Origin of the sequence: Kitasatospora sp. NPDC058190 (assembly GCF_042883685.1) — a bacterium.
GTDB lineage: Bacteria > Actinomycetota > Actinomycetes > Streptomycetales > Streptomycetaceae > Kitasatospora.
Genome location: NZ_JBHVVI010000004.1, coordinates 46,907 through 67,802 on the forward strand (window position 1 = coordinate 46,907; position 20,896 = coordinate 67,802).

General features: G+C 74.1%; 18 protein-coding genes. 11 read left to right on the plus strand and 7 right to left on the minus strand.

Going from position 1 to position 20,896, the window contains the following annotated elements:
* The first annotated feature begins 1 nt into the window (after nt 1).
* Nucleotides 2-769: an SDR family NAD(P)-dependent oxidoreductase gene (locus ACFVWU_RS02995; protein ID WP_387614681.1), complete on the plus strand. Its 768-nt coding sequence runs from the start codon at nt 2-4 to the stop codon at nt 767-769.
* 34 nt (nt 770-803) lie between these two features.
* Nucleotides 804-2,156 (plus strand): nucleotide disphospho-sugar-binding domain-containing protein, encoded by a 1,353-nt coding sequence (locus tag ACFVWU_RS03000; protein WP_387614684.1) that lies wholly within the window; start codon nt 804-806, stop codon nt 2,154-2,156.
* Between the two features lie 100 nt (nt 2,157-2,256).
* On the opposite strand, the gene ACFVWU_RS03005 is transcribed toward ACFVWU_RS03000, so the two are convergent.
* The 4 genes from ACFVWU_RS03005 to ACFVWU_RS03020 form a co-directional block, all read right to left on the minus strand.
* Nucleotides 2,257-2,991, minus strand: a complete 735-nt coding sequence (locus tag ACFVWU_RS03005) for a hypothetical protein (RefSeq protein WP_387614687.1) — start codon at nt 2,989-2,991, stop codon at nt 2,257-2,259.
* Between the two features lie 243 nt (nt 2,992-3,234).
* On the minus strand, nt 3,235-4,932 hold the full coding sequence (locus tag ACFVWU_RS03010) for a DUF885 domain-containing protein (RefSeq protein ID WP_387614689.1): 1,698 nt from the start codon (nt 4,930-4,932) through the stop codon (nt 3,235-3,237).
* 126 nt (nt 4,933-5,058) lie between these two features.
* Nucleotides 5,059-5,973: an SDR family oxidoreductase gene (locus ACFVWU_RS03015; RefSeq protein WP_387614692.1), complete on the minus strand. Its 915-nt coding sequence runs from the start codon at nt 5,971-5,973 to the stop codon at nt 5,059-5,061.
* 118 nt (nt 5,974-6,091) lie between these two features.
* Complete coding sequence (locus ACFVWU_RS03020) at nt 6,092-6,520, minus strand: DUF5997 family protein (RefSeq protein ID WP_387614695.1); 429 nt, start codon at nt 6,518-6,520, stop codon at nt 6,092-6,094.
* A gap of 58 nt (nt 6,521-6,578) precedes the next feature.
* Between ACFVWU_RS03020 and ACFVWU_RS03025 the strand changes: the two genes are divergently transcribed.
* Nucleotides 6,579-7,379 (plus strand): LysR family substrate-binding domain-containing protein, encoded by an 801-nt coding sequence (locus ACFVWU_RS03025; RefSeq protein ID WP_387614698.1) that lies wholly within the window; start codon nt 6,579-6,581, stop codon nt 7,377-7,379.
* 79 nt (nt 7,380-7,458) lie between these two features.
* Nucleotides 7,459-8,040 carry a DUF421 domain-containing protein gene (locus ACFVWU_RS03030; RefSeq protein WP_387614701.1) on the plus strand — a complete coding sequence of 194 codons (582 nt, stop codon included), beginning with the start codon at nt 7,459-7,461 and terminating at the stop codon, nt 8,038-8,040.
* Nucleotides 8,041-8,066: 26 nt separating this feature from the next.
* On the opposite strand, the gene ACFVWU_RS03035 is transcribed toward ACFVWU_RS03030, so the two are convergent.
* Together ACFVWU_RS03035 and ACFVWU_RS03040 are read right to left on the minus strand one after the other, a co-directional pair.
* Entirely contained in the window at nt 8,067-8,789 is a 723-nt protein-coding gene (locus ACFVWU_RS03035) for a rhomboid-like protein (protein ID WP_387614704.1), read from the minus strand.
* Between the two features lie 104 nt (nt 8,790-8,893).
* Nucleotides 8,894-10,243 carry a cytochrome P450 gene (locus ACFVWU_RS03040; protein ID WP_387614707.1) on the minus strand — a complete coding sequence of 450 codons (1,350 nt, stop codon included), beginning with the start codon at nt 10,241-10,243 and terminating at the stop codon, nt 8,894-8,896.
* A gap of 287 nt (nt 10,244-10,530) precedes the next feature.
* On the opposite strand from ACFVWU_RS03040, the gene ACFVWU_RS03045 reads away from it, so the two are divergent.
* On the plus strand, nt 10,531-11,934 hold the full coding sequence (locus tag ACFVWU_RS03045; RefSeq protein ID WP_387614710.1) for an amidase: 1,404 nt from the start codon (nt 10,531-10,533) through the stop codon (nt 11,932-11,934).
* 61 nt (nt 11,935-11,995) lie between these two features.
* Here ACFVWU_RS03045 and ACFVWU_RS03050 read toward each other — a convergent pair whose 3' ends face one another.
* A complete protein-coding gene (locus ACFVWU_RS03050) occupies nt 11,996-13,933 on the minus strand; it encodes an FUSC family protein (RefSeq protein ID WP_387614713.1) in 1,938 nt (645 codons plus the stop codon).
* 467 nt (nt 13,934-14,400) lie between these two features.
* On the opposite strand from ACFVWU_RS03050, the gene ACFVWU_RS03055 reads away from it, so the two are divergent.
* The 6 genes from ACFVWU_RS03055 to ACFVWU_RS03080 all read left to right on the plus strand — a co-directional run bounded on the left by ACFVWU_RS03055 (nt 14,401) and on the right by ACFVWU_RS03080 (nt 20,830).
* Complete coding sequence (locus ACFVWU_RS03055) at nt 14,401-15,477, plus strand: phytanoyl-CoA dioxygenase family protein (protein ID WP_387614716.1); 1,077 nt, start codon at nt 14,401-14,403, stop codon at nt 15,475-15,477.
* A complete protein-coding gene (locus ACFVWU_RS03060) occupies nt 15,459-16,772 on the plus strand; it encodes a DUF6271 family protein (protein WP_387614719.1) in 1,314 nt (437 codons plus the stop codon). The genes ACFVWU_RS03055 and ACFVWU_RS03060 overlap by 19 nt, the downstream gene beginning before the upstream one ends.
* A 115-nt stretch (nt 16,773-16,887) precedes the next feature.
* Entirely contained in the window at nt 16,888-18,108 is a 1,221-nt protein-coding gene (locus ACFVWU_RS03065; protein ID WP_387614838.1) for a type III PLP-dependent enzyme, read from the plus strand.
* Nucleotides 18,105-18,650 carry a GNAT family N-acetyltransferase gene (locus tag ACFVWU_RS03070; RefSeq protein WP_387614722.1) on the plus strand — a complete coding sequence of 182 codons (546 nt, stop codon included), beginning with the start codon at nt 18,105-18,107 and terminating at the stop codon, nt 18,648-18,650. Before ACFVWU_RS03065 ends, ACFVWU_RS03070 begins: the two co-directional genes overlap by 4 nt.
* A gap of 5 nt (nt 18,651-18,655) precedes the next feature.
* Nucleotides 18,656-19,849 carry an MFS transporter gene (locus tag ACFVWU_RS03075; protein ID WP_387614725.1) on the plus strand — a complete coding sequence of 398 codons (1,194 nt, stop codon included), beginning with the start codon at nt 18,656-18,658 and terminating at the stop codon, nt 19,847-19,849.
* Nucleotides 19,850-20,089: 240 nt separating this feature from the next.
* Nucleotides 20,090-20,830 carry a PIG-L deacetylase family protein gene (locus ACFVWU_RS03080; RefSeq protein ID WP_387614728.1) on the plus strand — a complete coding sequence of 247 codons (741 nt, stop codon included), beginning with the start codon at nt 20,090-20,092 and terminating at the stop codon, nt 20,828-20,830.
* Nucleotides 20,831-20,896 lie beyond the last annotated feature (66 nt).

The following is a 20,896-nucleotide window of genomic DNA, read 5'->3' on the forward strand; positions in this document are numbered from 1 at the left end:
GGTGGCCCAGGAGCGACTCGCGGTGGTGTCCGGCGGCGGGACCGGGATCGGGCGGGCGATCGCCGCCCGGCTGGCCGGGGACGGGAACCGGGTGGTGATCCTCGGCCGCCGGGCGGCCGTGCTGGAGCAGGCCCGGGAGGAGATCGAGCGGGGCGCCGGAGCGGGCACGGTCGTGCCGCTGGCGGGCGACCTGACCGACCCGGCCGCGGTCGGGGCGGTGGCCGCCCGGATCGCCGGACTCGGGCCGGTGGACGTGCTGGTGAACAACGCGGGCGCGATCATCACCCCGCCCGAGGACGACAGCCTGGCCGCCCTGGCCGCGTCCTGGCGGCGGGACCTGGACACCAACCTGCTCACCGCCGTGCTGCTGACCACCGCCCTCCAGGGCGCGCTGCGCCGCCCCGGCGGCCGGCTGGTGGTGATCAGCTCGGCGGCCGCCCAACGCGGCGGTGCGGGCCCGCACTCGGCCGGTTCGTACGCCGCCGCGAAGGCCGCCCTGCACGGCTGGGCCTTCGGCCTGGCGCGGCAGTTGGGGTCGGACGGGATCACGGTGAACGTGCTGGCGCCCGGCTACGTCGAGGACACCGAGATCTTCGGAGCCGACCGGGACGAGGAGTTCCACGCCCGGAAGATCGCCGACACCCTGGTCGGCCGGGCCGGCACCCCCGAGGACGTGGCCGAGGCGGTCGCCTACATCGCCTCCCCGGCGGCCGGCTACCTCACCGGGCAGGTGATCGGTCTGAACGGCGGTGCGGTACTGGGCAGATGAGCTGTTCATCGGTCGTCTACCGGCCCTGCCTACGGTGAGTCGCAGAACGAGCAGAACGCGCCGGGCCCGACCACAGGAGTTTCCGCTGTCCAGGATCATCACCACCGCCATCCCCGCCCACGGGCACGTCAGCCCGCTGCTGGCGATCTCCGCCGACCTCGCCGCCCGCGGGCACGAGGTGGTGTTCCTCGGCGGCGCGCGGTTCGCCGGGGCGGCCGAGCGGGCGGGCGCGCGGTTCGTCGCGCTGCCCACCGAGGCCGACTTCGACGACCGGGACCTGGACGCGTCCTTCCCGGGCCGGGCGAGCCTGCCGCCCGGCTTGGAGCGGATCGCCTTCGACGTCCAGAACGTGTTCCTCGACCCGATCCCGCACCAGTACCGGGCGCTGCTCGCGCTGCTGGAGGAGTTCCCGGCCCGGGCCGTGATCGCGGACGCCTTCTTCCAGGGCGCGCTGCCTCTGGCGCTGAGCCGGCCGAGGGCGGAGCGTCCGGCGGTGATCGGCATCGGCCTCACCCCGTCGATGCTGCCGAGCGTGGACACCGCGCCGTTCGGGCTGGCGCTGCCGCCGCTGCCGGGGGAGGAGGGCCGGGCCCGCAACCGGGCCTTGCAGGAGGAGACGGACCGGCGCGGCGAGCCGCTGCAGCGCTACGCGGAGAAGGTGTTCGCGGGGGTGGGCGCCCGGTTGCCGCAGGGCCCGCGCGGACAGGCGCAGGTGACGGTGCCGGACGAGTTCCTGCAGCTGACCGTGCCGGGCTTCGAGTACCCGCGCAGCGACGCGCCGGCCTCGTACCGGCTGATCGGCGCGCTGCCGGGCATCGTCGGCAACGAGCAGCCGCTGCCCGGATGGTGGGACGAGGTGACCGGCGAGCGGTCGGTCGTGGTGGTCACCCAGGGCACGCTGGCCAACACCGACCTCGGCGAGCTGGTCGCCCCGACCGTCCGCGCCCTGGCGGACCGGGACGACCTGCTGGTGGTGGCCGCCACCGGCCGCCCGGACGGGCCGCAGCGGCTGGCCGAGCTGCTCGGCGGCAGCCTGCCGGGCAATGTCCGCGCCGCCGGGTACGTCCCGTTCGACCGGTTGCTGCCGCACACCGACGTGCTGGTGAGCAACGCCGGCTACGGCGGGGTGCAGACGGCGCTGCGGTACGGGGTGCCGCTGGTGGTGGCCGGGGCGAGCGAGGACAAGCCGGAGGTGGCGGCCCGGGTGGAGTGGGCGGGCGTGGGGCTCGACCTGCGGACCGGCCGCCCGGCACCGGAGGCGGTCGGCCGGGCGGTGGACCGGCTGCTCGGCGAGGGCCGGTTCCGCGAGCGGGCGCGCGCGCTGGGCGCGGAGTTCGCGGAGTACCGGCCGTTCGACACCATCGCCGGGCTGGTGGAGTCGCTGTAGCCCCGAGCGGAGCTGTGGCCCCGAGCGGCTCTGCGGCCCCGAGAGGCGCCGTGGCCTTGAGAGGCGCTGCGGCCCCGAACGTCGCCGGGGAAACGATCCGTCAGTCGCCGTCCGCGTCCGCCTCCGGGGTGGGCGCGGCGGCGGGCTTGAGGCCGACCTTGGCCTCGGCCGTGGTCCAGTCGGTGGCGATCGCGCTCTGGGCCGCGGCCAGGGTGACCTGCCCCTTGCAGATCGCGGTGTGCAGGTGGGTCTCCACCGAGTCCTTGGGGTTGTTCGGGCCCTTGCCCGGGACGTGGCCGGGGGAGGGCGGCTGGATCCACAGGTTGCGCGGGTCGTTGGGGTCGCCGCCGAGCTGCAGGCTGATCAGGTGGTCGTACTCGGCGTCGCCCATCGGGCCGGTGTAGCCGTAGGACTTGGCGTTCTCGGCCTTCTCCTTGCCGGTGATGTTCGCCGGCGGGCGGATGGTCGAGGTGTAGCCGCCCGGCTTGCAGATGGTGTCGTTGATGTTGCCCTGGTTGACCGCCGGGCTGATCGCGCCCGGGGTGCAGTTCGGGTCGGGCAGCGGCTGCTTGTCCGCGGTGTAGCGGAAGTGGCAGCTGCCCGCCGCGGGCTGCGGCTGGACGTCGTACGAGGGCTTCGGGCCGGGCCCGGTCACGATCGCGGCCGGGGCGGGCTGGGCGGCGTCGCCGCCGGCCGCCGGGGCGGAGCTGTGGGCGCTCGCCTTGCCGTGACCGGTGTCCTTGGCGGTGTGGCCGCCGCTGGACGAGCAGCCTGCGGCTGCTGCGAGCAGGACGGCCGCGGCTATGGCGAGGGCGCCTCGGGCGGGAGCCGGCACGGAGTTCCTCCAGGTCGTTGCGGGTGCGCGTGCGGCCGGTCGGCGATGTGCCGATGGCCGCGCCAGCGGACACTACCGTGTGGAGGGGGCCGAACGGGTGACGCCACGTCCGGGCGCGGGAGGAGTGTCGCGGGCGCGCGGAATCGTTTCCGCATTCCTGACGCGACACCGTCGCGGCCAGTGCGCGGCCAGTGCGCGGCTGGTGCGTGGCCAGTCCGCGGCTGGTGCGTGGCCAGTCCACGGCTAGTGCGCGGCGATCCACTCGGTGATCAGGTCCTCCAACACCCCGAGCGGCAGGCTGCCGTGCCCGATCAGCTGGTGGTGGAACTCGCGGATGTCGAAGCGCCCGCCGAGCGCGGCCCGGGCCCGCTCGCGGTGCCGGACGATCTCCCGACGGCCGATCAGGTACGCGGTGGCCTGGCCCGGCCAGGCGAGGTAGCGGTCGATCTCGTTGCGGACGTTGGCCTCCTGGGTGGCGGTGTTGTCCCGCATGAAGTCCATCGCCCGCTGCCGGGACCAGCCGTAGTGGTGCATCCCGGTGTCCACCACCAGCCGCACCGCGCGCAGCGCGTCCATCGAGAGCATGCCGAAGCGGGACAGGTCCGAGCTGTAGAGGCCCATCTCGTCCGCCAGCCGCTCGGTGTACAGGCCCCAGCCCTCGACGTGGGCGGTCAGCTGGCCGCTCGGCCGCTGCCGGAACCGCGGCAGGTGGTGCAGGGTCTGGGCGACCGCGATCTGCAGGTGGTGACCGGGCACGCTCTCGTGGAAGGCGATGGCCTCGTACTCGTAACTGAACCGGCTCTCCGGGTGCAGGGTGTTGATCCAGTGGGTGCCGGGCAGCCCGTTCGGGCCCGGCGGCTGGTAGTAGGCCAGCGGTGCCGTCTCCGCCTCGATCGGGTCGATCTCCTTGGTCACACAGTCGGCGATCGGGTACGGGCGGAACCAGTCGGCGGAGGCACGGCGGGCGCGCTCCAGGGCGTCGTCCACCAGGGCCGTGATCTCGGCCGCGCTGCCGAAGCGCAGCGACCGGTCCTCGCGCAGCGCGGTCAGCACGGCGTCGGTGCCGTGGACGCCGAGCACCTTGGCACCCAGCTCGGCGAACTCCTCGCGCAGCGCCGCCACGGCCTCCAGGCCGATCCGGTGCACCTCCTCCGGGGCCAGCCCGGGCCGGGTGTAGCGGGAGACGGCGTCGGCGTAGCCCTCGGCGCCGCCGGGCACGTGGCAGACGCCGGCCCGGTCGTCCGGGCGGGCGTCGGGGGCGAGGCGCTGGGCCAGTCCGGCCCGGTAGCGGGCCACCGCCGGACGCACGTCGTCGCGCGCGATCACCCGGGCCCGCTCGTACTCCCGGCGGCCCTGGAGCGGGCGCAGCAGCTGGTCCGCGGTCGGGTCGGCGGCCAGGTAGGCGTCCAGCTGGGCGACGGCGGCGTCCACCCCGCTGCGCAGCGGGTGGCGGCCCTCGGCGGCGGCGTCCACGGCGAGCTGCAGGGCGGCGTCGAAGTAGCCGGGCAGGCCGGCCAGCCGCTCCAGGTAGGCGTCGGCGCCCTCCTGGTCGACGGCGGTCATGGCCAGGGTGGTGAAGACCGTGTTGTGCGGCGCGGCGATGGTCGCCGAGACGCTGAAGTCGGCCAGCCCGTGAGTGATCCGGCCGATGCCGTTGTCGATCAGCCGGGCGAGCAGCCGGTGGGTGGTCCGGTCCTCGCCGGTGAGCGTGTCCAGCGGGATCGCGGCCAGTCGGGCGCCGAGGCCCTGGAGCACCTCGCGGTGGTGCAGCGCGGCGGCCCGGGACGGGTCGGGCACCTCGTGGGCGTAGCCCTCGACGCCGCTGAGGGTGGCCTCGAAGGGGTCGTGGGCGTTCTCGGCCGCGGAGAAGTCCTCCGCGAGGGCGGCGAGTTCGGCCGGGTGGGACGGGCTGCTCGGCTGGGCGCTCGACTGGTCGGTCATTGGGCGATTATTCGGAGTCGGCGACGGCGCGGTCAATACGCGGCGGAGGGAGAGGAGTTCCGTCCGCGCGTGGTGAACGCGCCGCCGCCGAAGCGGAATTCAGGATTCAGTCAGGGTTACGGACACTCAGCGGTAGGACTCCGGCGCGGCCGGCCGGCCCGCGTCCTGCACCTCGACCAGGTAGCGCCAGCAGTCCGGGCGGCTGCCGTCCCGGTCGGTGAAGCCGTACTCCCGGGCCAGCTGTCCGCTGGAGAGGGACCGGCCGTTCCAGCGGGCGACCTCCGGGTCGGCGGCCAGCGCGGCGACCGCCCGGCCGACGTAGTACGGGGTCTCCGAGATGCCGAAGTGCGGCTCCCGGGCCACGGCCTCGCGCCAGTTCTCCTCGGTCACGCCGAAGTGCTCCAGCATGATCTCGGAGCGCATCCACCCCGGGGTCAGGGCCACGGCGGTGGCGCCGCGCGAGCCGAGCTCGTGACCCAGGGAGAAGGCCATCCGCAGGACGGAGGCCTTGGCCAGGTCGTAGAAGAAGGAGTTGCGGTAGGTGGCGCGGTTGTACTCCTCCGTGCCGTCCGTCATCTCCACCAGCAGGCCGCCCGGGCTCTTCAGCAGCAGCGGCAGGGCGTGGTGGCTGGTGATCGCGTGGGTCTCCACCGCCAGGCGCAGCAGCCGCAGGCCGTCGTCCAGGCTGTGCTCCCAGACCGGGGTGTTCCAGCCGAACAGCTTCTCGCCGCCCCAGATGTCGTTCACCAGGACGTCCAGCCGGCCCTGCTCGGCCTCGATCCGCTCCACCAGGGCGGCCACCTCGGCCGGGACCAGGTGGTCCGTCGGAACCGCGATGCCCCGGCCGCCCGCCGCGGTGACCAGCTCGGCGGTGTCCTCGATCGTCTCGGGCCGGTCGTACTCCGAGCGCTGCTCCCGGGTGGTGCGCCCGGTCACGTACACCGTCGCGCCCGCCGCGCCGAGCTCCACCGCGATGCCCCGCCCGGCGCCCCGCGTCGCTCCCGCGACCAGGGCGATCCGACCGTCCAGTGTCGCCGCCATCTGCCTGCCCTCCCGAGTGGATGAACTCATGGCCGTGCCGACGCTCGTCCGTGGACGAACGCCGGCACCATCCAAGCGCGGGGGTCTGACAAACGGCGCCGGGGCGCGCGTCAGCGGATCAGCGGGCCTGGGACTCCTTGGCGGCCTTCGCGGCGGCCTCGGCGGCCTCCTTCTCGTGCTTCGCCTTGATCCGGGCGTTCTCCTTGCGGACGTCCACCTGGTTGGCGCGCTCGTGCTGGAGCCAGAGCGGGTTCTCGGCCTTGACCGCCTCGATCTGCTCGGTGGTGAGCGCCTCGGTCACGCCGCCGCGGGCCAGGCCGGAGATCGAGATGCCGAGCTTGGCGGCGATCACCGGGCGCGGGTGCGGGCCGTTCTTGCGCAGCTCCTGGAGCCACTGCGGCGGCTGGGCCTGCAGCGCGTTCAGCTCCTCGCGGGAGACCACGCCCTCCTGGAAGTCGGTCGGCGCCGCGGCGAGGTAGATCCCCAGCTTCTTGGCCGCCGTCTCCGGCTTCATGGTCTGGCTGGTCTTCTGCTTGAGCGATGTCATGAGGACAAGGGTAAGGGAGTGCGCGGGCGCTTCCGGTCACGGTCGGTAGCCTTGCCCTGTGACAGACATGCAGGTGAACCCGTCCTTCCGGCTCGCGTACGTCCCGGGCGTGACCCCCGGCAAATGGGCCCGGGTCTGGGTCGAGCGGCTCCCGGACGTCCCGCTCGACCTCGTCGCGGTCCCCTCCGAGGAGGGTGAGCGGACCGTGCGGGAGGGCTCGGCGGACGCCGGGCTGATCCGTCTGCCGGTCGACAAGGACGTGCTCAGCGCGATCCCGCTGTACACCGAGACCACCGTCGTGGTCTTCCCCAAGGACCACTGGCTCGCCGCCGCCGAGGAGGTCACCCTCGACGACCTCGCCGAGGACGTGGTCTTCCACCCGCTCGACGACACCCTCGGCTGGGCCGCCGACGCCCTGCCCGGCCGCCCGGCCATCGAGCGCCCGGCGACCACGGCGGACGCCATCGAGCTGGTGGCGGCCAACGTCGGCGTGCTGCTGGTGCCGCAGTCGCTGGCCCGGCTGCACCACCGGCGGGACCTCACCTACCGGCCGGTGGTGGAGGCGCCGCAGTCGCAGGTCGCGCTGTCCTGGCCGCAGGAGCGGACGACGGACCTGGTGGAGGAGTTCATCGGGATCGTCCGGGGGCGGACGGTCAACAGCTCGCGCGGGCGGGGCGCCGGGCAGGCCTCGGCCGCCCCGGCCGCTCAGCCGAAGAAGGCGGTGGCGCCGCGGAAGCCGCAGCAGCAGAAGGCGGGCGGGCAGCAGCGGGCCGGCGGGCAGAAGGCGGGCGGCCAGAAGCCCGGGGCCCGGGGCGGTGCGGCGGCGGCCCGGCGCGGCAAGCCGAAGCGGCGCTCGTAAGGCCGCAGCGGCGCCCGGCGCGGGCGCGTGGCGTAGCGTCGGCCCCGTTCCGGACAGTCGCGGTGGGAGGAGCGGGGCCGTGTGGCATGACTTGGTGGTCGTCCAGATTCCGATCGTGGAGAAGATCCTCCGCACGATCGCCGTCTACGTACTGATCCTGATCCTGTTCCGGTTCGCCGGGAAGCGCGGGCTGGCGGGGCTGAACACCTTCGACATGGTGGTCGTGTTCCTGCTCTCCAACGTGGTGCAGAACGCGATCATCGGCAACGACAACAGCTTCCTCGGCGGCGCCATCGGCGCGGTCACCCTGGTCGCCGTCAACTCCGCCGTCACCCGTTGGCTCGCCCGCGACCCGCGCGCCGCCCGCGTCCTGGAGGGCGAACCCACCACGGTCGTCCGCGACGGCAAGCTCGTCCCCGGCGCGCTGCACCGCCTGGCGCTGCGCCCGTCCGAGCTCGAACACGCCGTCCGGCTCCAGAACGGCGACAACGTCAGCGACGTGGCCCGCGCCCGGCTGGAGCCGGACGGGCAGCTGCTGGTCACCCTCCGGGCGGCCGAACAGAGCGCCACCAAGGGCGACGTCGAGGAGCTGCGGGAACGGCTGGCGGCGATCGAGCGGCTGCTGGCCGGCATGGCGGCCGGAGGCCGGCCGCCCCGCTGACGGCGGAGGCGGCCGGCCGCGGCTGATCACCCCTTCGGGCCCGCGGTGGCGGGTGCGCCCGTGCGGTGGCGGGTGGTGGTGGCCGTGGCGGCGGCGAGGGCGAAGCCGAGGGCAGCGGCGAGGAGGTGGCCGACGGTGGTGAACTCGGGGAGTGGGCCGGGCCATGCGTGGTCGCCGCCGAGTGGCCAGGCGAGGACGAAGGCGGCCCAGGGCAGCCGGGCCCAGCGGGGCAGGGCGAGGACCGCGAACGCGAGGGCGGCCTGGGCGCCGTAGCTGATGCCGTAGTCCGAGGCCGCCCGCACGCTCTCCGGGTACCAGTCCTGCCGCAGCGCGAGCAGGATGACCAGGGCGGTGATCAGGGTGGCGCCGATGTGCCCGGCGAGGAACACCGCGGCGGCGCGCAGCGTCCCGTAGCGGCGTTCGGCCCAGGCCAGGCTGACGACGATGCCGAGGCCGAGGGTGATCAGGGTGCCACCGAAGCCGGTCGAGGTGACGTCGGTGAGCGTGCCGTCGTACAGCAGCGCGCTGCCGAACAGGGCCCTGACCGGGTGGTCGTGCAGGTTGTCCAGGTTGGTGCTGATGTAGTCCCGCAGGTCGTCGGCCCCCGCGTCGGAGAGCCCGTACTCGACCCAGGCGTGGCCGAGCAGGAGCAGGCCGACGTAACCGAACGTCAGCGGTGAGCGGCGCGGGTACGTCCGGACGGCGCGCAGCAGCCCGGTCAGGAGCCCCAACGGGGATCGAGCGTTCATGGTGTGATGGTGTCCCGGTCGAACGGCAGGTCCGGCCGGCACACCTGCGGCCGGCCCCGCCGGGACAGTACCGAACTCCGATCACCGCGTGAGCCGCGCGCCCCTCATCGCGCCCGGCGGGTCAGCGTCGCCGTGAAGGGGCGGGGGGACATCGAGGAGCTGCGGGCGGGGCGGACCGGGCGGCCGGGGGTGGGGGTGACGGTCCAGCGGGCGGCGACGGTGGCGATGGCGAGGGCGGCCTCGGTGGTGGCGAAGGCCTCGCCGATGCAGCGGCGGGCGCCGAGGCCGAAGGGGACGTAGGTGCCGGGGGCGGGGCGGGCGGTGGTGAGCCAGCGGTCGGGGTCGAAGCGGTCGGGGCAGGGGAACAGGTCGGCCCGGCGGTGCAGCAGGTAGGGGCTGAACAGGATGGTGGCGCCGGCCGGGATGCGGTGGCCGCCGAGCTCGGCGTCCGCGGCGACGGTGCGGCTGAGCACCCAGGGCACCGGGTAGAGCCGCAGCGTCTCGCTGACGATCCGGGCGGTGAGCGGCAGCGCGGGCAGGTCCTCGTAGCGGGCGGGGCGCCCGTCGAGGACGGTGTCGAGTTCGGTGTGCAGGCGGTCGCGGATGGCCGGGTTGGCGGCGAGCAGGGTCCAGGCCCAGGAGAGGGTGGCGGCGGTGGTCTCCATGCCGGCCAGCAGGAAGGTGACCACCTGGTCGTGGACCTCGGTGTCGGACAGGCCGGTGCCGTTCTCGTCGAGGGCGCCCAGCAGCATGGAGAGCAGGTCGTCGCGGTCGGTGCCGGTGGCCCGGTAGTCGGAGATCAGCCGCTTGGTGATCTCGCGCAGGTTCCGCTCGGCGCGGCGGAAACGGCGGTTTCCGGGGGTGGGGATCCGGTCGGCGCCGGGGATCGGCAGCATGATCCGGCGAGCGACGCCCCGGGTGACCACGTCCATGCACGCGTGCACGGGCAGCGAGCCGGCCCGTTCGTGGGCCGCGAACAGGCAGCGGGCCGTGACGGCGGTGGTGAGGCGGTACATCGCGGCGGGCACGTCGATCACGTGGCCGTCGCGCCAGTGGGCGGTGGTGCCGGCGATCTCCTCGGCCATCATGGCGGCGTAGCCGGGCAGCCGGTCGCGGTGGAACGCGGGTTGCAGCATGCGGCGTTGGCGCCGGTGGTCGGCGGCGGGGCAGGTGGCGAGGCCGTTGCCGAAGGCCTCGCGGGCCTTGTCGATGACGACCCCGCCCTTGTCGTAGGTGTGGTCGTCGGTGAGCAGCCGGCGCACCAGGTCGGGGTGGCAGGCGACGTACGCGTCGAGCGGGCCGAGCCGGAGCCTGACCAGGTCGCCGTGGGCGGCCAGGCCGGCCATGAAGGCGAAGGGGCGGCGGACGAAGGCGGGGGCATGGCCGAGCAGGGGGAGCGCGCCGGGGGCGGCGGCCGATGTGTATCGGGCGGTCGGGTGGTACTGGGTGGTCAAGGGCGTCACCTCGGGTGGGGGATGGCCGGATCGATGGGCGATCGGGATCTTTCCCGGGGCCCGCCGGTGAAACGGTTCGCGACCGGCGGGTGGGGTGAACGCGGGGGCGCATGCCGAACGCCCGTGCGCCGCCCGGTGTTTGACGGATCGCGGTCCGGCCGCCGGGGGCGAGCCCCGGTGTCGGGACTATCGGGCGGTGGTGTCGCGTGCCTACACTGCGAACTCCTGTGAGACTACTGGTCAGTACTACCGGGCAGTAGAAGGCCCGGCGGGGAATGGGGAGTTGAATGACCGACGAGCGGGCCCACGCGTTCACCGACGACGCCCTCGGCGCGCACGACGCGGTGGCGCTGGCCGCCCTGGTGCGGGCCGGCGAGGTCAACCCCCGCGAGCTGGTCGCCGCGGCCGTCGCCCGTGCCGGGTGGATCGACGGCACGCTGCTGCCCGTCGCCCACGCCTCGTACGAACGGCCCCGGATCAGCCGGGAGGGCATCGGCGGCCCGCTCTGGGGCGTGCCGACCTACCTCAAGGACAACGTGGACCTGCGCGGCCTGCCGACCGCCATGGGCAGCGAGGCCTTCCGCGCCCGCCCGGCCCGCCGCAACGCGCGCTTCACCGACCAGTTCCTGGCCACCGGCCTGGCCGTGCTCGGCAAGACCCGGCTGCCCGAGTTCGGCCTCAACGCCTCCACCGAGTTCGCCACCGCCCAGCCGGTGCGCAATCCCTGGAAGCCCTCGCACTCGGCGGGCGCCTCCTCGGGCGGCTCGGCCGCGCTGGTCGCCGCCGGCGTGGTGCCGATCGCGCACGCCAACGACGGCGGCGGGTCGATCCGGATCCCGGCGGCCTGCTGCGGCCTGATCGGCCTCAAGCCCACCCGGGGCCGGCTGGTGACCAACGCCCAGGGCGGCAAGCTGCCGATCGATCTGGTCACCGACGGGGTGGTGACCCGCTCGGTGCGTGACACCGCCGCCTTCTTCGCCGCCGCCGAACGCCACCACCACAACCCGAAGCTGCCCCCGCTCGGCCTGGTCGAGGGCCCGGGCGGGCGCCCGCTGCGGATCGGGCTGGTGGTGGACTCGCCGATCGCCAAGACCGACGAGCCGACCCGCCGGGCGGTCGAGGAGACCGCCGCCCGGCTGGAGGCGATGGGCCACCGGGTCGAGCCGACCACCCTGCCCTTCGGCGAGGAGTTCTCCCGCGACTTCCTCTCGTACTGGGGCTACATCGCCTGGGTGATCGCGGTCACCGGCCGGCTGGTGCTCGACCCGAGCTTCCGCAGCGGCCGGCTGGACGGCCTGACCACCGGCCTGCGCCGCCGCTTCCAGGCCGAGTTCCCGCGCACCCCGGGCGTGCTGCGCCGGCTGCGCCGGGCCGAGGCGGTGTATGCGGGGATCTTCCGCGACCACGACGCGATTCTCTCCCCGGTGCTCGCCCACACCGCCCCGCCGATCGGCCACCTGAGCCCGAACGTGGCCTTCGACGAGCTGGTCGAGCGGCTGCTGCGCTACGTCGCCTTCACCCCGGTCAACAACGTGACCGGCGGCCCGGGCATCGCGCTGCCCGCCGGGGCGGCGCCCGGCGGCCTGCCGATCGGGGTGCACCTGTCGGCCGCGCACGGGCAGGAGCGGCTGCTGCTGGAGCTGGCCTTCGCGCTGGAGGCGGACCGGCCCTGGCGGCGCATCCAGGACTGACCCGCAACACGCCGCGACCGGCGGTCCCGGCGCCGCGACCGACCTCGCCGCGACCGGGGGGTCACGGCGCCGCCACCGACCTCGCCGCGTGCACCTCGTGGAGCAGCCGGGCCAGCGCGCAGCCCGGCGCCACCGCCTCCGGGTCGACCGGGGGCAGCGGGGCGCCGGTGCGCAGCGCCTCGGCCAGGTCGGACAGCTCCTGGGTGACGGCACCGACCTCCGCCGGGGTGGGCACCGGCGCGCCGTGCTCGACCCGCACCCGGGTGGCGGTGGTGGTGTCCACGATCCGCTCCACCGCGATCACCAGCGGCCACCAGGCCTCCGCCCGGGCGCCGACCGGCGGCGGCTCGGTGAGCGCCCGCTGGAACTCGCAGCGCACGGTGGACAGGTCCCGGTAGAGCCGCCGCCGGTAGCGGGCCCGGGCCGGCTCGTCGCGGCCGGGCGCCGTGGCGAAGGCCAGGGACACGTAGGAGGCGGTGTCCTGGACGGCGTCGGCCAGCCGGTCGCCGATCCGGGTGTGCCAGGACTCCGGCCACAGCAGGTAGCCGGCCAGCAGTGAGATGCCGCAGCCGATCAGCGAGTCGTAGAGCCGGGGCAGCACCAAGTGGAAGCCCTGGTGGTTGAGCAGGTCGGAGAGCAGCAGGATCACCGGGGTGATCGCCGCGGTCTGGAAGGCGTACCCCTTGGCCGACAGCGCCGGGATCAGGGTGGCCAGCGCCGCCATCACCGGCACGTCCCACCAGCCGTGCGGCACCTCGGCCAGCACCGGAATGGCGATCAGCAGCCCGGCGGCCGTGCCGAGCGCGCGCAGCACCGCGCGGGAGAACACCGAGCCGAAGTCCGGCTTCATCACGAAGGTCACGGTCAGCGTCACCCAGTACGAGCGGGGCACCGCGATCACCGACACCAGCACCTGGGCCAGCCCGATGCACAGTGCCAGGCGCAGTCCGTACCGCCAGGACGCCCCGGACAACAGCAGTGCCCGGGCCGCCCGCCGGGCCCGGACCTCCAGAGCGGCGGGCCGGCCGAGCCGGTCGTCGGAGGCGTACGGGTCCGGCTCGGCCTCGTGCACCACGGTGGCGGCGTGCCGGATCGCCTCGGCCAGCGCGCTGGTGGACGGGCCGCGTGGTGCGGGCAGGTCGGGCGGGGGCGCGGGGCCGGTGCGGCCCAGCTCGACGGCCGCGGCCAACTCGCGGACTGCAGCCGGGTAGCCGGGCGCCAGCGGGCCGAACTCGGGCGGGCGCAGGTGGACCGCCGAGGCGCCCTCGACCACCGGGACCACGGCGTTGAGCTGGGCGAGCAGTCGGACCAGGGTGGGGGAGCGGCCGTGCCGGCGGGCGCGGCGGGCCAGCAGCAGGTCGTAGGACTGGTTGAGCGCATGGGTGAGCTCACGCCGCTTCGCGTCGTATCCGGGCGAGCCGGCGGCCTCCAGCATTCCGGCGACCGCCCGGTAGGTGTCCGCGACGATCCCGCGCTCGGGCGTGCCGCTGCGCAGCGGCCAGGCCAGCAGGGTGAGGGCGAGCACCACCAGGCCGCCGAGCAGCAGCAGGGCGGGCGGCAGCCACCAGGGGGAGGGCATCGGCAGGCCGGCCCCGATCACGGTGTTGAGCAGCAGGAGCAGTCCGGAGGCGGAGGCGACCGCGCCGATCGAGGAGATCATGCCGGAGACCAGCGCGACGACGGTCAGCACCACGACGGTCGTCCAGCCGGCGCCGTGCACCTGGGTGCCGACCAGCACCCCGAGGGCGCCGATCAGCTGTGGCACGGCGATGTTGAACACCCGCATCCGGTAGGCGTCGGCGGTGTCCCCGATGACGCCGGACAGCGCGCCCAGCGACACCAGCGCGCCGTAGCCGGGCCGCCCGGTGGCGGTACCCACCGCGAGCGGGGCGGCGAGCGCGACCGAGGAACGGGCCACCGCGGCCCAGGGGATCGGCGTGTCCCGGGGCCGCAGGCCCTCGGTCAGCCAGCCGGGCGGGGCCAGCCGGGTGCGTGCCACAGTCCCAAGCTACGGCGGGCGGGCGGCGCGGGCCCGGCGTAACGGTGCGCGGGGTGCCGGGGTTCACCGCTCCCGGTTATGTCAATTCCCGAAACATACCCGCCCTTATGTCAGTCTCCGAAACATAAAGCGAACCGCGAGAGGCGCCGTGAACTGCGGCGATTTCCCGATCGGCAACCCGAGGGAAAGGGTTGACACCATTAGTTGGTCTAGTCCAACGTATGGGGAGTGCGGTTCGGCAGGGGCTGATGCGACGTGAGAGGCCCTGCCGGGCGGGCGAGTTGGCCCTCATGGCGTGGCGCTGTCCCGTGCTCGCGGAGCGAGGCGGGAAGGAGCGCACGCGCACGGGCGTCCGGTCCGCGCACCGAATTCCCCTTCCGGCCGAACGACCGGCCGTCGGCTCGCCGTGCCCGCACCGGGCGCCCCAGGCAGCGCCGCATCGACCACGAACCATGGAGTGACCGCCCATGCCGAGCCCTGACGAACAGCCCGAGGGACATCTGTACCGGGCCGCCTCGCCGCGCCCCTACTTCAGCGCCGACACCGAGAGCTACCTCGCCCGCACCGCCCTGCGCGAGCTGCGCAAGGAGCGCCCGCTGCGGGTGCTCTCCGAGCAGGACCACGCGCACTGGCAGACCTACGGCTACGTCGTGGTGAAGCAGGCGATCCCGGCCGAGGCCGCCAAGCGCCTGCTCGACTTCGCCTGGGACTTCCAGGGCCTGTCGCCCGACCGGCCCGAGGAGTGGTACCGCGAGCGCCACTACCGCGACGAACTCGACCAGCACCTGCACATCTACGGCTTCGTCGAGGCCTACCACCACCAACTCATCTGGGACAGCCGCCAGTCGCAGCGCGTCTACGACGCCTTCGTGGACGTGTGGGACTGCGAGGAGCTCTGGGTCACCCTCGACCGGCTCAACCTCAACCCGCCGAACGTCCGCAACCGCGACCGCGCGCTCATCGAACCCACCGACAAGGGCTTCGACATCGAACTGCACTGGGACGTCGACACCACCCAGGGCATGCTGCCGCAGCGCGTCCAGGGCATCATCGCGCTCAACGACACCGAACCCGACCACGGTGGCTTCCAGTGCGACCCGGAGCTGTTCCGCCGCTTCAACGCGTGGCAGGCCGCCCAGCCCGCCGACCGCGACCCGATCCGACCGGCCGTCGACCGCGACGAGTTCCCGGTGATCCGGCCCGAGCTGAAGGCCGGCGACCTGCTGATCTGGAACGGTCTGCTGGCCCACGGCGTCGCCCGCAACACCTCGGCCGGTGGCGTGCGCGCCGTGCAGTACCTGTCGATGATGCCCGCCCTGGAGGAGGCCGAGCCACTGCGCCGCTCCCGGGTCGAGTCCTGGCGCACGCTGAGCACCCCGGACTGGAACCCCACCCTGGTCGGGGACGCCGACAAGCCCGAGGCGCTGCGCTACGGGCCAGCCGAACTGACGGAACTGGGGGAGAAGTTGCTCGGCCTGCGATCCTGGAGCGGCCGTACCTTCGGGGAGCCCACGGGGGAGCGGGAATGCGCGCCGTCTGCCTGACCCTGCCCACCAACCGCGCGTGCGCGGGCACCATCACCTCGATCGGCGCCGAAGCCGCCTACGCCGCCCGACGGTTCGGCGTCCAGGTGCACCTGCTGGTGCTGGACTCCGCCGACCCACAGGCCCGCCGGCGCCACGCCGAGGCCGTCGCCGCGCTGCCGCCGGCCGAAGGTGTGGTCGTCCACCACCTGGACGAGGCGGCCCAACGCGCCTTCCTGCGCGAGGCGATCGAGCGCTCCGGCCTCGCCGGGCCGGACAAGCTGCTCGACCTGATGCTGCCCGACGCCGTCTCCTACGGCGCCTGCACCAACCGGGCCTTCCTGCTGGCCGCCGCGCTCGGCTGCACCTCGGTGCACCGCCGCGACTCCGACAGTCGCTACCAACTGTGCGACGGCGAACCGGTGTTCCCGATCGAGCACGAGCTCGCCACGATCGGCGTCAGGGCCGCCGACGCGGCCGCCGCCGTCACCGAGCACACCCTCGACCCGGCGCACGCCGACAAGCCCGTCGCCCTCGTCGGCGCCTCCTTCATCGGTGAACCCTCCGTCGATCTCGGCGAGATCCGCGACCTCGACCCCGAGGTCTACCACGACGTGGTCGCGCTCTGGGCACCCGGCACGGCCACCGAGGAGCAGAAGCGCGAACTCGTCGCCGAATCCTTCGTCGGCGCCGGCACCGAGCCCTTCACCGCCGACCGCGCCGTGCTCGACCGGCCCGACATCTGGCGGATCGACATGTGCAACATCGCCCTCGACCACGAGGTGTACGAGCGCGTCCCGCTGCCGCCCGCCACCGACACCATCGGCAGCGACTACTTCCTGCACCACCTGGTGTACGACGCCACCCTGCCCGGGGTCACCCACAACCGGCACATCGTCAACTACTACACCCCGGAACGCCGCACCGGCTCCGGCTTCACCGCCTACCAGGAGCGCTACGCCAAGTTCCTGCTCTCCATGCTCTACCTCCACCCGGTCTACTCCGAGATGGAGCTGGCCGGCGACGCCCTGCTCGACGAGCGGCACCACGTCCGCCCCGAGGTGATCGCCGACTGCGCCCGCCGCAGCGCCGCGGCGGACCGCACCGAGAATCACCGGCGGCTCGCCGAACTCGACAGCTGCTACCGCCGACTCGGCGGGAAGTACGCCGAGTTCGCCGACCGCCTGGCACCCCGACGGGCGCGTCTGCTCGACGAGGCGCAGGCGGACATCGAGGACTTCGCGCTGCTGATCGACGCGTGGGGCCCGCTGGTGCGGGCGAGCAGGTCCATCCCCACCGAACGGCTGCCGCGCTAGCCGGACCGGGAGTTCATCCGTGATACGTCATTCCACCGACCCGCGCCACCAGGCCGACGGCTGCGGAACCGGCGCCCGACACCCGGGCCACCGCGCGCGGGCCGCCCGCGCCGCCGTGCAGGCCGACACCGCACCCCGCCACGACCCGCACGACCACACCGCCCTGCGCGCCGCGCTCGCCGCCGCCACCGAGGACACCCTGATCTACGACCTGGACGGCATCGGCCGCCAGTACACCGCCCTGTGCGCCGAACTGCCCGGCGTCGCCGTCCGGTTCGCGATGAAGGCCTGCCCGGTCGAGGAGGTGCTCGACCACCTCGCCCGGCTCGGCTCCGGCTTCGACGCGGCCGGGCCGCAGGAGATCGCCCAGGCGCTGCGCACCGGGGTCGCCCCCGAACTGATCCACTACGGCAACACCGTCAAGTCCGACCGCAACATCACCGAGGCCTACCGGCTGGGCGTGCGCGACTTCGCCACCGACAGCCTGGAGGACGTCGCCGCGATCGCCGAACACGCCCCCGGCTCACGGGTGTTCTGCCGCCTGGCCACCACCGGCGAGGGCGCGCTGTGGGGCCTCAGCCACAAGTTCGGCTGCTCGCCCGAGGACGCCCTGCGGGTGCTGGACGCCGCCCGCGCCTGCGGGCTGGTGCCCTCCGGCCTGTCGGTCCACGTCGGCTCGCAGCAGATGACCGCCGAGGCCTGGGGCGCGGCCGTCGAGTCGCTGGCCGCCGTGCTGGAGGCGCTCAACCGGCGCGGCATCGTGCCGAACCGGATCAACCTCGGCGGCGGACTACCCGCCCTCGGCGTGCTGGACCGGCACGGCCACCCGCTCGAACCGCCGCTGGACAAGATGTTCGCGGTGATCCGCGAGGGCATGGACCGGCTGCGCGCCGTCAACGCCGCCCCGCTGGAGTTCCTGCTGGAACCCGGCCGCCACCTGGTCGCCGACCACGGCGCGATCCGCGCCCACGTCGCCCGGCTCTCCTCCCGCCGCCGGCTCGACGGCACCCGCGAGGACTGGCTCTACCTGAGCTGCGGCAAGTTCAACGGCCTCTACGAGATGGACCAGTTGCAGTACCGGCTGGAGTTCCCCACCCACCCCGGCGGGCGGTTCGTCGACGCCGTGGTGGCCGGCCCGACCTGCGACAGCGACGACGCGTACGCCCAGGAGGACGGCCTGGTACGGGTCCCGTGCGCGGTCGCCTCCGGCGACCCGGTGTGGATCCACTCCTGCGGCGCGTACTCCACCGCCTACGCCACCCGGGGGTTCAACGGCTTCGCGCCGCTGCCGTACACCTGCGTCGGCGGCCCGGCTCCGGACGGAGGACGCGCATGACCGACACCCGGATCCGGCTGCTCCGGGAGGAGGACTGGGACGACGTGGTCGCGCTGGAGGAACGCGCCTACGCCGCCAGCGGCCTGTCCGAGGGCGGCGAGGCGTTGCGCTCCCGGCACCGCGCCTCGCCCTCCACCTGCTTCGTCCTGGAGCACGCCGGCGGCTTCGGCGGCTACCTGCTCGCCCTGCCGTACCCGCTGTTCCGCTGCCCGGACCTCAGCCGGGCCGAGTCCGGCGGCGGCGTACCGGCCAGCAACCTGCACGCCCACGACCTGGTGATCGCCGAGCGGGCGCGCGGTCGGGGCCTGGCCCCCCGGATGCTGCGGCACCTGGAGGAGACCGGACGGGCGGCCGGCCACCGGACGCTCTCACTGGTCGCGGTGCGCGGCTCGCAGGTGCTGTGGACCCCGCTCGGCTACCGCGCCCGGCCCGAGATCGGGCTGCCCGCGAGCTACGGCGCCGAGGCGGTCTACATGGCCAAGCCGTTGGAAGCCGCCCCGGCCGATCACGTCCCGTCCCCCTCCAGAGCCGAAGTGGGCTGATGCACATGTCCCCCGTACGCGACGAGTTCCGCCGCTCCCAACTGGCCATCGGCGCACTGTTCTTCGTCCTCGGATTCCAGTACGCGACCTGGGTCTCCCGGGTGCCCGCACTCAAGGCCCGGCTCGATCTGGGCGAGGCCCGGATCGGCCTGCTGCTGATGACCTGCGGGATCGGCGCGGCGGTGTCCTTCCCGCTGGTCGCGGTGCTGATGCGGCGGCTCGGCTCCCGCCTGCTCTCGGTGCTGTCCGCGCTCGCCCTGGGCGTCGTCCTGCTCGCGCTGTCGGTGGTGCCGAACTACCCGGTCACCCTGCTGGTGCTGTTCTGCGACGGCGTCGCGGTCGGCTGCCTGAACGTCGCGATGAACGCCCAGGGCGCCGCGCTGGAGGCCCGCTTCGAGCGGACCACGATGTCCAGGCTGCACGCCACCTTCAGCGCCGGCTCGCTGCTGGCCGCCCTGCTGGCCTCCGGCGTCAACGCCTTCACCGGCACCCTCGCCGTCCACTTCGGCCTGGCCGCGCTGCTGCTGGCGGTGCTGGTCGTCGTCGCCCGGCCCGGGCTGCTGGCCGACGGCCCACAGGAAGTTGCCTCGCCGACGGAGCGGAAGGAACGGCGCGGCTTCACCCTGCCCGCCGTGGCGACGCTCTGGATGGGCCTGGCGATGGTCTTCGGCACCGTCACCGAGGGCGCCATGAACGACTGGTCCGCCCTCTACCTCAAGGACGTGGTGCAGGCCGGCGCCGGACTCGCCCCGATGGGCATCGCCGTGGTCTCGGTGATGATGGTCTGCGCGCGGATCTTCGCCGACGGCTGGCGCACCCGCTTCGGCGACGGCCGCATCGTCCGCACCGGCAGCCTGCTGGCCGGCCTGGGTCTGGCCCTCGCCCTGCTGGTCGGCGGCGTCGTCCCCACGCTGCTCGGCTTCGCCTGCGTCGGCCTCGGCGTCGCCGCCGTCACCCCGTGCGTCTACGTCGCCGCCGCCCGCCAGGGCTCCGACGCCCTCTCGCTGGTCGCCGCCATGGGCACCACCGGCCTGCTCGCCGGCCCCGCCGCCATCGGCTTCGTCGCCGGCGCCACCAGCCTGGCGTGGGGCATGGCGGCCGTCGCCGCCTCGGCCGCCGTGGTCTCCCTCTGCGCCACCCGCATCCGCTGGCCGCAACCTGCCTCTGCTGCCCCTCGGCTCGCCCCTGACGCCGCCTGACCCCTCAGTTCTCGCCCGGCACGTCCGCGCGATGAAGCAGGAACCCACCGAGACGGTCACACGACCGTGGCAGGAATCTCGCTCCCTCAGGGGCGGGAGGACGTCAAGTACGCGTCAGGGGCAAGCGCGGCAGACGAAAGCGGGTCTGACGGTGTGTGGGGGAGGCGGTTCTTCTAGAGTCGCCTGCGGTACGACCGTATGACCATGAGTAGCGCGAGCCGCGTGAGAGGTTTGGACAGCATGACCGAGCAGGCCCCCGAGCCCTACGAGCACGTCGACGAGGACTGGCAGACCGCGGTGGCGATCGTCGCCCACCCCGACGACATGGAGTACGGCGGCGCTTCGGCCGTCGCCCGCTGGACCTCGCAGGGCAAGAAGGTGATCTATGTGATGGTCACCAGCGGCGAGGCCGGGATCGACTCGATGCACCCCGAGGAGTGCGGGCCGCTGCGGGAGGCCGAGCAGATCGCCTCGGCGCGGGTGGTCGGGGTGGAGACCGTGGAGTTCCTCGGGTATCCGGACGGGGTGGTGGAGTACGGGCTGCCGCTGCGCCGGGACATCGCCCGGGTGGTGCGCCGGCACCGGCCGGACATCGTGATCACCAGCAACTTCCGGGAGACCTACGGCGGGGTGTTCCTCAACCAGGCGGACCACATCGCGGTCGGCCGGGCGACTCTGGACGGCGTCCGGGACGCCGGGAACCGCTGGGTGTTCCGCGAGTTGGTGGACGAGGGGCACGAGCCGTGGAACGGGGTGCGGCAGATCTGGGCGGCGGCCTCGCCGGAGTCGAAGCACGCGGTGGACACCACCGACACCTTCGACGCCGGTGTCGCCTCGCTGGAGGAGCACAGGGCGTACCTGGCCGGGCTGGGCGGGGCGATGGCGGACGCCCGGGAGTTCCTGGAGGGCTTCGGCCGCGGCGCGGGCACCCGGCTGGGGACGCGCTTCGCGGTGCCGTTCGAGGTGTTCCCGCTGCGCTAGTCCGGAGGCTCGCCGGAGCCGGCGTGGGGGGCCGGCCGGGCCCCCCCCCCCGGGGCCCCCACCACC

Coding starts and splice junctions, on each gene's coding strand:
- ACFVWU_RS03010 (WP_387614689.1), bottom strand. CDS start 4,932: ATGACCGACCAGTCGAGCGCCCAGCCGAGCAGCCCGTCCCACCCGGCC.
- ACFVWU_RS03015 (WP_387614692.1), bottom strand. CDS start 5,973: ATGGCGGCGACACTGGACGGTCGGATCGCCCTGGTCGCGGGAGCGACG.
- ACFVWU_RS03020 (WP_387614695.1), bottom strand. CDS start 6,520: ATGACATCGCTCAAGCAGAAGACCAGCCAGACCATGAAGCCGGAGACG.
- ACFVWU_RS03035 (WP_387614704.1), bottom strand. CDS start 8,789: ATGAACGCTCGATCCCCGTTGGGGCTCCTGACCGGGCTGCTGCGCGCC.
- ACFVWU_RS03045 (WP_387614710.1), top strand. CDS start 10,531: ATGACCGACGAGCGGGCCCACGCGTTCACCGACGACGCCCTCGGCGCG.
- ACFVWU_RS03055 (WP_387614716.1), top strand. CDS start 14,401: ATGCCGAGCCCTGACGAACAGCCCGAGGGACATCTGTACCGGGCCGCC.
- ACFVWU_RS03060 (WP_387614719.1), top strand. CDS start 15,459: ATGCGCGCCGTCTGCCTGACCCTGCCCACCAACCGCGCGTGCGCGGGC.
- ACFVWU_RS03070 (WP_387614722.1), top strand. CDS start 18,105: ATGACCGACACCCGGATCCGGCTGCTCCGGGAGGAGGACTGGGACGAC.
- ACFVWU_RS03075 (WP_387614725.1), top strand. CDS start 18,656: ATGTCCCCCGTACGCGACGAGTTCCGCCGCTCCCAACTGGCCATCGGC.
- ACFVWU_RS03080 (WP_387614728.1), top strand. CDS start 20,090: ATGACCGAGCAGGCCCCCGAGCCCTACGAGCACGTCGACGAGGACTGG.